Origin of the sequence: Rhodococcus sp. WB9 (assembly GCF_007558985.1) — a bacterium.
GTDB lineage: Bacteria > Actinomycetota > Actinomycetes > Mycobacteriales > Mycobacteriaceae > Rhodococcus_F > Rhodococcus_F opacus.
In genome coordinates this window covers 2820353-2832616 of record NZ_CP041769.1, presented here as the reverse complement: position 1 = coordinate 2832616, position 12264 = coordinate 2820353, and the positions used below count along the sequence as shown (strand labels likewise).

1 protein-coding gene (running past one end of the window) is annotated in these 12264 nt (G+C 69.1%); it reads right to left on the bottom strand.

What is annotated here, in order from left to right; genetic code table 11:
* On the bottom strand, positions 1 to 12264 hold the 5' portion of the coding sequence (locus FND50_RS13010; RefSeq protein ID WP_260850977.1) for a non-ribosomal peptide synthase/polyketide synthase. It extends 21462 nt beyond the left edge of the window; the window shows 12264 of its 33726 coding nt (coding positions 1-12264); its start codon is at positions 12262 to 12264; its stop codon lies off the left edge, out of view.

Sequence of the window (12264 nt, the reverse complement as noted above, 5' to 3'; positions counted from 1 at the left end):
GAACATGCCGACGAGGTTTTCGAGCGCCTGGTCACCGCGGCCGGCCACAGCGGTGCCGATGGCGATATCGGTACTCGAACTGAGCCGTGCCAGCAGCACGGACAGCGACGCGTGCAGCACCATGAACAGCGACACGTTGTGTGCGCGCGCGACCTCACCGAGACGACGGTGGGTGTCCTCGTCGACGGAGAAGCCGACGGAGGCGCCTGCCATCGACCGCACCGTCGGGCGGGGCCGGTCGGTGGGGAGGGCCAGGACGTCGGGCACACCCGCGAGGGTCTTCGACCAGAAGTCGATCTGCGCCGCGGCCAAAGAATTGGGGTCGTCCTCGGAACCGAGAACGTCCCGCTGCCACAGCGCGTAGTCCGCGTACTGAACCGGCAGCGCCGGCCACGCAGGCTGTGTCCCCTCCAGATGGGCCGCGTAGGCCGTCATGACGTCGCGGGCGAGCGGCAGCGTGGACGCGCCGTCGGACGCGATGTGGTGCATGACCAGCACCAGCACGTGGTCGGTCGCGCCGAGCCGGAACAGGCGGGCCCGGACCGGGATCGTGTCGGTGACGTCGAAGCCGGTGGAACCGAATTCGAACATCCGGTCCCGCAGGTCGTCCTCGCGGACGTCGACCGGATCGAGAGCGAGGTCGATGCCGGCGACGGGCAGGATCACCTGGTGCGCACCGGAATCGGAGTCCGGGAACACGGTCCGCAGCACCTCGTGCCGCGCGACGACGTCGGAGAGCGCCGCAGCCAGCGCGGCGACGTCCAATTCGCCGCGCAGTCGCACGGTGAGCGGAACGTTGTACGCCGGCGACGACGGATCGAAACGGTTGAGGAACCACATCCGCTGCTGCGCGAGCGAAAGCGGCAACTCCCGCGGGCGCTCGCCCGCGACCAGTGCAGGCCGGGTGGAACCGTGGTGGGCCCGGTCCTCGACGAGCTTCGCGAGGGTGGCAACGGTCGGAGCGTCGAACAGATCACGGATCCCGACCTCGGTGCCGGTCGCGGACGTGACACGGGCAGCGACACGGGTGGCGCTGAGTGAGTTGCCGCCCAGATCGAAGAACGACTCGTCGACACTCACCCGCGTCGCGGAGATCACGTCACCGAAGATGCCGGCGACGACCTCTTCGAGCGGGGTGCGCGGTGCGACGAATTCAACCGTGCTCGTGGCGAAAACCGGCTCCGGGAGGGCCTTGCGGTCGACTTTGAGATTCGCGTTGAGCGGCATCTCGTCGAGCACCATCACCGTGTCCGGGATCATGTGCGACGGCAGGACGTGCCGCAATCCGTCGAGCGTCGCATCGACGTCGAGTTCGGCGCCTGCGGTCGCGGTGACGTATGCGACGAGCCTGGGACCCTGCTGGCTGTCGTGGACGACCACCACCGACTTCTGCACCACGTCGGTCGCGTTGAGTGCGGATTCGATCTCGCCGAGTTCGATCCGGAGACCGCGAATCTTCACCTGGAAGTCGCTGCGTCCCACGAACACGAGCCCGCCGTCGGCACGCTCGCGGACGAGGTCACCGGTCCGGTACATGCGGGCACCGGGCCCCTCGAACGGGTTCGCCACGAATCGTGACGCGGTGGTGCCGAACATGTTGCCGTACCCGCGGGCCAGGACCTGGCCGCCGATGTAGAGGTCACCGGTCACTCCCGGCGGCACGGGGCGCATCCGGCCGTCGAGCACGTGGTACCGGACACCGCGGAACGCGGCGCCGAACGGAACGGGCCACGACTCGGCGTCTTCGGTGGAGAGGTCCAGTTCGTACGAGGAACAGGTGACCGATGCCTCGGTCGGACCGTAGTTGTTGAGGAGCCGCGAGTCCGTGCCGATCAGCGCCGTGCAGGCTGCCGGCCGCAGCATCTCACCGCCGAGGAGGACGACCTTCAGATTGGGCAGGACACCGTCGGTATCCAGTTCCGTCAGAACCTCGAACGCACTGGGTGCCAGGTTCGTGATCTGGACCTCGCCCGTGCCGATCATGCGGAGAATCGGTCCCGGATCGAAGCCGTCGTCGGCGAGGTGGAGCACACCGCCGTACGCGAGACCCACCCAGATGTTCTTCTGGGTCTGGTCGAACAGCGGGGAATTCGCAATCAGTAGTCCGGTGCCGTCCTTCACCCGGAGGTCGCACTGGTACGACTGATAGTTGTTGGACAGGCCCAGCATCGGCACCATCGTGGGCTTGGGCCGTCCGGTCGACCCCGACGTCGAGATGACGTGTCCGAGGCGCTGGCCGGCATGGTCGTCCGACCACGGGTCGTGCGGGAAGTCGGTGCCGTCCAGCGTTTCGAGGTGGCGCACCGTCTCGGGGTCGTCGAGCACGATCGGGTCGTCGAGCGCCGAGTTCCCGGTGGGTGCATCGGTGAGCCCGCTCCAGGACCGGGTGGCCACCACGGTCCGCGTGCCGCTGTCCTCGACGAGGCCGGTGATCCGCTCCATTCCCCACTTCTGGTCGAACGGGGAGTACGCCGCGCCGACCTTCCAGGTGGCGAGCATCCCGATCACCCATTCGACCGAACGGGGGGTGAGCAGTGCGACGACGTCGTCGGGGCGGACACCACGGGACAGCAGTTCGCGTGCGAGCTGGTTGGCCCGGCGGTTCAATTCGCCGCGGGTGGTCTCGACGCCGCCCGCTACGACGGCGCGGGCCTGCGGGTCGCGCTCGACCCACTCCTGCCAGCGCGTGACGAAGAGTTCGAGCGGCCATCCCGACGTTTCGGCGACCTCCGCCTCCGGTGTCGCAACGATTTCCGGTGCAGGCGCGGCGATCTCGATGTCGCCGACCAGGGCGTGCGCGTCCGCGATGACCTGGTCGAGAATGGTGCCGAAGCCGTCCTTCCCGTCCTCGGACGGCGGGGCCATCATGATCGTGGGAACCAGACCGGACAGCACCACGGAGACGATCGCGTCCGGACCCATCCCCCGCTCCGACAGCGGCGCGGACATCAAGCGGAGCCGCTCGTCGAACTCGCGGTACGTCACCTGCATACCGTCGTGGGCGACCGCGACGGCGTCGGGGGCGACCTCGACCGCAGCGGCCAGAAGCTGCGGCAGCTCGCGAACTGTCATCGTGCGGGCAGGTCGCGCTTGGCTCAACTTTGCTCTCTCGTGTTCGGTGAGTATGTCGATGTCGCCCACAGCGACATCGGGATCGGTGACGACGGCTTCGAGGATCCGCACGAACCGTTCGGAGATCCGTTCCGCGGTGCTGCGCTCGAACAGGTCGGTGGCGAACGTGAACCGGGCGCCGAGGCCCGCCGGTTCACCCGACTCGTCGGCCTTCTCGGTGATCGTCAACGTGAGGTCGTACTTGGCGCCCTGCGCCATGTCCTCGATCACGCGCACGGTCAGCCCGGGCAGTTCGAGCGCATCCATCCGATTGTTCTGGAACGACAGCATCACCTGGAACAGCGGCGAGTACGCCGCCGAGCGCCGGATCCGCAGTGCCTCCACGATCTTCTCGAACGGCACGTCGGAATTGCCGAACGCGGCCAGGTCGCCTTCGCGGACCCGTTCGACGAGATCGGCGAACGAATCCCCCGGCCGCACATGGGTGCGCAGGACCAGGGTGTTGACGAACATGCCCACCAGGTCGTCGAGCGCCTGATCGCTGCGTGCGGCGAGCGGGGTGCCGACGGTGATGTCGTCGCTGTTGCTCAGCCGCGACAGCAGCGTCGTCAACGCCGCGTGCGTCACCATGAAGAGCGAGGCACCGCGTTCCTTGCCGACCGCCTCGAGGCCGCGCCGCAACTCGGGGGTGATCGCGAAGTCGATCGAATCGCCCCGCATCGACTGCCTGGCCGGGCGTGCGTGGTCCAGCGGAAGATCGATCAGCTCGGGTGCCCCGGCGAGGGTGTCGGCCCAGTGCGCGATCTGCTTGCCCGCGAGCGACTGGGTGTCGGCGGGGTCGCCGAGGACCTCGCGCTGCCACAGCGCGAAGTCGGGATACTGCACCGGCAGCGGCTGCCACAGCGGAGCGGCACCGGCGGTGCGCGCGCTGTACGCGACCATGACGTCGCGCGCGAGCGGCGACATCGATGCCCCGTCGGCGCAGATGTGGTGCACGACGAGGACGAGCAGGAACTCGCTCTCGCTCGTGGCGAACAACCGGATACGCAGTGGGGGCGCGACCGTGACGTCGAATCCCTCGGTGGCGAATTCGGTGAGGGCCGTGTGGAGTTCGGCCTCGCTCACCGGGACGGGCGTCAGGTCGAAGGGAACCTGCTCGGTGTCGACGACCTGCTGGTACGGGCCGTCGCCGGAGTCGGGGAACACGGTCCGCAGAGACTCGTGCCGCGCGAGCACATCCGACACGGCCGCCGACATCGCGTCGATGTCGAGCGAACCGGACAGACGCACGGCGAGCGGGATGTTGTACGCCGAGGACGCCGTGTCGAACCGGTTCATCAGCCACATGCTCTGCTGAGCCATCGACAGCGGAACCCGCTCGGGGCGCGGCCGCGCGACGAGGACCGGCCGGTCGGAGCCCGTTCCGGCCTGCTCGGCCACCTTGACCGCGAGCCGTTCCACGGTCGGCGCCTCGAACAGCTCGCGCACACCCAGACGGGTGCCCGCGGCAGCGTTGAGCCGGGCGACCGCCTTCGTCGCCACGAGCGAGTTGCCGCCGAGGTCGAAGAACGACTCGGCGACACTGATCTTCGCGAGCCCGAGCACGTCGGCCAGCACACCGGCGACCAGTTCCTCGGTGGGCGTGCGCGGCTCGATCATCTCGCCCTGCAGGGCGTCGAAGTCGGGCTCGGGCAGAGCCCTCCGGTCGAGTTTGCCTGCGGTGGTGAGCGGGATCTCGTCGAGGACGACGACCGCGCTCGGCACCATGTGCGCCGGAAGTGTGTCGCCGACGAAATGCGTCACCTCGGCCACGTCCACCGCGGCGCCCGCGGTCGGCAGCACATACGACACGAGGGCGGTCGAACCCGACGGCATCGATGTGCCGAGGGTGGCCGCGAACTCGAGGTCCGGGTGCTTGACCAGCGCCGCGTCGATCTCGCCGAGTTCGATCCGGAAACCACGGACCTTCACCTGGAAGTCGCTGCGGCCCACGTACTCCACGCCGTAACCGGCGCGGTGCCCGTGGTCGACGACGAACCGGACGATGTCGCCCGTGCGGTACATCCGGCTGCCGTTGTCGCCGAACGGGTTCGCGACGAATCGTTCGGCAGTGAGGCCGAGTCGGTCGTGGTAACCGCGAGCGAGACCGGGGCCCGCAATGTACAGCTCCCCTGCCACGCCGACGGGTACCGGGCGCAGCAGTTGGTCGAGAACGTAGACGGTGACACCGCAGACGGGACCGCCGATCTCGATCCGGCTCCCGGGCACCAGCAGGTTGCTGACGTTGCTCATGACGGTGGCCTCGGTGGGCCCGTAGCCGTTGTACATCCGACGACCCGTCGCCCAGCGTTCCACCAGTTCCGGCGGGCACGCCTCGCCGCCGACCACGACGACCTCGAGCCGGTCGAGTCCGGCCGGCTCCACCGACGCGAGCGCGGCCGGCGTGACGAAGGCGTGGGTGATTTCGTTGTCCGCGAGGAATTTTCGCAGTTCCTCACCGCCGTACAGATCGGCGGGAGCAACGATCATCGTGGCACCGCAGCCGAAGGCGAGCAGCAGTTCGAGGACGGACGCGTCGAAGCTGGGGGACGCGAAGTGCAGGGTCCGCGCCGACGGGCTCACCCCGTAGTGGGTGCGCTGCTCGGCGGAGAAGTTGGCCAGACCGGTGTGGGTGACGACGACGCCCTTGGGCAGACCGGTGGTACCGGACGTGTAGATGATGTACGCCGGGTGGTCGTGCTGCACCGAAGCGGTCCGCTCGGAATCCGTCAGCGGCTCCGCCGACTTCGGTGCGCACAGCGCGTCGCACTCGGACGAGTCCAGGGCGAGCCATTCGACGCCCGAGGGAAGGGTGTCCCGCTGAGCGGTCACGGTCAGGCCGAGGATCGCGCCGGAGTCGGCGACCATGTGTGCGATGCGCTCGGACGGGTAGCGGGGGTCGACGGGCACGAAGGCGCCGCCGGCCTTGGCCACTGCCCACATTCCGATCACCGAGTGCAGCGAGCGCGTCATCCCGAGCGCCACAGATGTTTCCGGTCCCACACCACGATCGACGAGAACCCGGGCGAGCCGGTTCGAGCGTGCGTCGAGTTCCGCGTAGGTGAGCGATTCGCCGTCCGCGACGAGAGCGGTGCGCTCACCGTTCTCCGCCGCGGTCGCCGCGAGGATCTCCGGCAGCGACAGCGGTGCGACGGCATCGGTGCCGTGCGCCGCCAGCAGGGACGCACGCTCGCCGGGAGCGAGGATGTCGATGTCCGCGACGAGCGCGTCGACGTCCCCGGACAGCGCACCGAGCACCCGGACGACGCGCGCCATGATCTCCTCGACCTCGGCGGCCTCGAAGATCTCGGGAAGGAACTTGGCGGTCAGGTGCAGCCGCGGGTCGGTCATCGCGACGATCGCCAGCGGGTAGTGCGTGGCGTCGTTGGACGTCACATCGAGAACGCGGAGACCCTCGATGTCACTGCTCTTCGTGAGCGCCTCACGGTCGAGCGGGTAGGACTCGTAGACCATCAGCGTGTCGAACAGCGCGCCGAGGCCGAGTCCCTGCTGGATGTCGGTGAGCCCGACGTGGTGGTGATCGAGCAACTCGGTCTGCTCGTGCTGGATACGGTCGAGCAGGGTGCGGACGGCGTCGCCGGCCCGGACGCGGACCCGCACCGGCAGGGTGTTGATGAAGAGCCCGAGCATGGACTCGATGCCGGGCACCTGCGGCGGACGTCCAGAGACGGTGGTGCCGAACACCACGTCGTCCCGCCCGGTCAGCCTGCCCAGCACGATTCCCCACGCGGCCTGCACGAGAGTGTTCATGGTGACGCCGAGTTCGCGCGAGCGTGCGGTCATGTCGGCGAGCAGTTCGTCCGGCAGATCGATGACGAGCTCACCGGGGGTGAGCGTCGGGGCGGTCTCCGCGTGCGCGGGTGCGAGGAGGGTGGGCTCCTCGATACCGTCCAGGGCCTTCGCCCATGCGGCCACGGGCACCTGCGGGTTCTGCGCGGACAGCCACTCCAGGTAGCTGCGGTACGGACGCGGCTGCGGCAGCGCCAGCGCGTCGCCGTCCACCGCGTACAGGGTCAGCAGATCCTGGATGAGGATCGGCAGCGACCAGCCGTCGAGGAGGATGTGGTGGTTGGTGACCGCGAACCGGTAGCGGTCCTCGCCCGTCTCGACCAGCAGGAAACGCACCAGAGGCGGTGCGGTCATGTCGAACCGGTCGGTCCGGTTCGCGAGCATCAGCGCATCGAGTTCCGCTGCCCGCTCGGACTCGGACGCGGCCGAAAGGTCGACGTGGGTCCACGGCACGTCCACCCGGTCGACGACCACCTGCATGCCGGTGCCGTCGTCGCCCGTCACGAACGCGGTGCGCAGGTTGGGGTGCCTTGCGACGAGCGACTCCGCGGCGCGGCGGAGACGGTCGGTGTCGACGGATCCGCCCAGGTCCATGACGAGCTGGGTGGTGTACACGTCGGTGGCGGTACCGGCCAGCGACGCGTGGAACAGCAAGCCCACCTGCAGCGGGGCCAGCGACCAGACGTCGGCGAGCGCGGGGTAGTCACTCTCGAGGGTGTCGATCCGGCTCTGACTCAGGGAAACGAGGTCGAGGTCCGACGGCGTCCGGCCACCGGCTCCGGGCCGCCTCGTGTGCTCGACGAGGCCTTCGAGCGCGCGGGTCCACAGACCCGTGAGCTCGCCGACCTCGGAGTCGGTGAGAACACCCTGGGGGAAGTCGACGGTGGCCGAAAGTCGCTGTTCTCCTTCGACATCCACGATCATCGCGTTGATGTCGAGGGCGAAGTGCACCGGCATCTCGCTGTTGCGGGTACCGGTCAGCTCCATCGTGTCGGTGTCGGGCACCCAGCCCGCCGCCCGGAACGCGTCGGGGATCTCGCCCACCGACACCCGACCGAGGTAGTTGAAACTGATCTGCGGGCTCGGCAACGCCGCGAGAACCGCGCTGGTCTCGGCGTTGAGGAATCGCAGCATTCCGTAGCCGATGCCGTGCTCGGGTACCCGTGCGAGTTGTTCCTTCACCGATTTGACGGCCTGACCTGCGGCCGCACCGCCGGCGAGGGCGTCGCGCACGTCGACACCGGGTGCCGACAAGCGGACCGGGAACATGCTGGTGAACCAGCCGACCGTGCGGGAAAGATCGGCGCCGGGCAGCACCGTCTCCTCGCGGCCGTGACCTTCGAGGTGCACGAGGGTCGAGGTCTCGGTCACGCCGCGTTCCGCGCGCCATGCCGCGACGGCCAGGGCGAGGGCGGTGAGGAGACCGTCGTTGACACCGCCGTGGAACGCGCGCGGCACGTCGGTCAGCAGACCGTCGGTGACGTCGGCCGGGACCTCGAGGCGGACCCGGCCGGTGGTCGAGACCGTGTCGCGGCCGTCGAGGGCCCGCGAACCGATCAGCGGGTCCGCACCGTCGAGGGTGGTGCGCCAGTAGTCGAGTTCGGCCACGCGGCGGGCGCTCCGGGCGTTGTCGGCGAGGCCGTGCGCCCAGCGGCGGACCGAGGTGCCGACCGCCGGGAGCAGCGGGTCGGCCCCGGCTGCGATCTGCGCCCACGCGGATGCGAAGTCGGGCACCAGCACTCGCCAGGACACCCCGTCCACGGCGAGATGGTGGGTCACGACGAGCAGTCGTCCCGACTGCGGGGTGCTCTCGCCCTCCCCGCTGTCGCCGTCCTCGCCGTCCCGCGGTGCGAGATCTCCGGAGTCCTCGGCGGGCGCGAACCAGACGAAACGCACCACGCTGCCGGTCGCCGGGTCCAACGTGTCCACCGTGCGCTCGAGGGCGTGGGCGGCAAGCGCCTCGAACGAGTCGGTGCCGGGTCCCTCGCTGAACTCGACGCGATCGACGAGCCGGTCGACGTCGACGGAGCCGATCGGCGCGACCTCCAGCGACCATCCGGCGGGAGAGTCGGTGCGGCGAAGCGACGAACGCAGAGCGTCGTGGCGATCGACGACGGCCGCCAGCGTGCGCACCAGGCGGTCGCGGTCCACCTTCGGCGGCAGGGCCAGGAGGATGGACTGCGAGAAGCGGTGGAAGTCGCCGCCCAGCTCTGTCATCCAGTGTACGACCGGTGTCAGCGGCATCGTGCCGATACCGGCGCCCGGCAGTTCCTCGAGGACGTGCACCGTCGCCGATTCGGATGCCGACTTCGCGACCTCGGCGAGCGAGGCCACGGTCTTGCGCTCGAAGACGTCGCGGGCCGTGAACAGGACACCGGCTTCCTTCGCGCGGGACACCAGCTGGATCGAGACGATGCTGTCGCCGCCGAGCGCGAAGAACGAGTCGCCGACACTGACCCGTGGCAGACCGAGAACCTCGGCGAACAGTCCCGCGATCGACTCCTCCATGGTGCTGCGAGGGGCCACGTACTCACTGGACTCCGCCGCGAACGTGGGTTCGGGCAGGGCCTTCCGGTCGAGCTTGCCGCTCGCGCCGACCGGCATCTCGGCGATCACCACGACGGCGTCGGGAACCATGTACGAGGGCACCGCACGGCCGACGTGGACCGTCAGATCCTCGACGTCCAGCGCCGAATCGGGTTCGGGGACGACGTAACCGACGAGCCGCTGCCCCAGGGAGCTGTCGTGGACCACCGCGACCGACTGCGCCACATGGGGATACGAGGACATCGCGGCCTCGATCTCGCCCAGTTCGATGCGCAGGCCGCGCACCTTCACCTGGAAGTCGGTGCGACCGAGGTACTCGATGCTGCCGTCGACGCGCCACTTGACGAGGTCGCCGGTTCGGTACAGACGGGTTCCCGCGGCGCCGAAGGGATTGGCCACGAAGCGTTCTGCCGTGAGCTCCGGCCGGCCCTCATAACCGCGCGCAACCTGGGCTCCCGCGAGATAGAGCTCTCCCGCGGATCCGATGGGAGCGGGCCGGAGGTGGCCGTCGAGCACGTACGCCTCGGTGTTCCACACCGGGGTGCCGATCGGAATCGTGTGGAGGGTCTCCCGCTCCACCTCTCCCGCGGTGGCGTGCACGGTGAACTCGGTGGGGCCGTAGAGATTGTGCAACCCGGCGTCGGACTTCGCGCGGAACGCTGTGGCGACGGCGGGCGGAAACGCCTCTCCCGCAACGAGAACGACACGCAGGCTGACGAGTTGTTCGCGGTCGGCCTCGGCGACGAACACCGACAGCATCGACGGGACGAACGACGTCGCGGTGACCTTCTCGCGCGCGATCACGTCGGCGAGATAGGCGGGATCGCGATGCCCCTCGGGCGCGGCGATCACCAGGCGCGACCCGGAAGCGAGTGCGGCGAACAGTTCCCACACCGACACGTCGAACGTCGTCGGGGTCTTCTGCAGCACGACATCGTCCGCATCGAGCGCGTAGCGCGACGCGATCCACGTGACCTGGTTCAGAACCGAAGCGTGGCTCACCGCCACACCCTTCGGACGTCCGGTGGACCCGGACGTGTAGATGACGTAGGCCGGGTTGGCCGGACGCAGGTCGGCGAGCCGTTCGTCGTCGCGGATCGGGCCCGCCGGGACGCCGCGCAGATCCAGGGCGTCGATCTCCACGACGTCCTGATCGGCAGGGAAGGCGAGGTGGTCCCGCGTGACCGTGAGGATGCACAGCGGGCGGGCGCTCTCGAGCACATACGCCGTGCGCTCGGCGGGGTGGTCGGGGTCGAGGGGCACGTACGCGCCGCCCGCCGTGACGACGGCGTACATCGCGACCATGGAGTCGAGCGAGCGGCGGATCGCGAGCGCGACCTTCGTCTCCGGACCCACTCCCCTGCCGATCAGCGTCCGGGCGAGACGGTTCACCCGCGCGTCGAACTCGGCGTACGTGAGTTCCTCGCCGTCGAAGACGAGTGCCGTCGCGTCGGGCGTGCGCGCGACCTGGGCGTCGAACAGGTCGACGACGGTCCCCGCCGGCGGCGACACGACATCGCCGTTCCACCCGGTCACGACCTGTCCGCGTTCCTCGTCGCTCATCGCGGCCAGGTCCGACACCGGAGCATCGTCACCGGCGCCGAGGAAGCGCTCGAAGAAGTCGAAGAAGCGGCTGTGGTGACGGTCCAGCTCGTCCGCCGAGTACAGGTTGGGGTTGGCCTCGAAGTCGATGTGGATCTTGCTGCCCGCCACACCCTGGTAGATGTTCAGCGAGAGATCTTCGACCGGCCCGGTGGTGAGGACGTTCTGGTGTCCGGTGACCGTCCCCAGCTTGATCTCGCTGTGGAACATCATGATGTTGATCGAGGGACCGAAGAAGCCACGCTGCCCCTGGGGCGCTCCGGCGTCCCGGCGGATGTCCTCGTGCCGGTACCGCTGGCGGCGCAGGGCGCCGGTGAGCTCGATCTGGACGCTCTTGACCAGCTCGGGGACGGTCATCTCCGGGGTGATCTGGAGTCGGAGCGGAACGATGTTCGACACCATTCCGCCGGAGCGGCGCAACGTGGCGGTGGTGCGCGCCGAGACCGGGAGGCTGAGGACGACGTCCGTGCGGTCGGTCATGTGGGCCAGGTACGCGGCGAATGCGGCCACCACGATGGGCGCGGAGCTGGCGTTGCTGCCGCCGAGAGCCTCGTCGAGAAGGGTGGCGGTGGACTCGGGCAGTGCCTCGGAGGAGAGCCGCGCGAACTTGCCCACCATGGCCGCACGACCGGCGAGGCTCGGGGCCTCGGGCAGGTGCGCGGTGCGTTCGGCCCAGTATTCGCGATCCTTCGCGAACCGCTCGGAGTTGCGGTACCGCTGCTCGTCCTCGACGATCCGGACCAGGTCCTCCGCGCGGCAGGCCGGCGGCTCGGTGCCCTCGACCAGGGCGGTGTAGATCTCGGCGATGCGTGCGATCAGCGCCATCGCGCCGAAGCCGTCGAGCGCGATGTGGTGGATGCGGCAGAACCAGAAGTAGTGATTCTCCCCGACGTGGAGCAGGTAGACCACGACGAGGCGGTCCTCGAGGAGGTCGACGGGGGCGCTGTAGTTGGCCCGCATCCACTTCTCGGCGGCGTCGACGGAATCGTTCTCGGCGCGGAGGTCGACATAGGTGATGGCGTCGTCGAGGGACTTGTCGACGTACTGGTAGGGCATCCCCTCGATCTCGACGAGGCGGAGGAAGCCGGAACCGAACTCCCGGCCGGTACGGACCGTGGCCTCGGTCAGCAGATCGAGGTCGATGTCACCGCGAAGCTCGATGTACTGGGCGATGGTGAGAGGAACGTCGCCCAT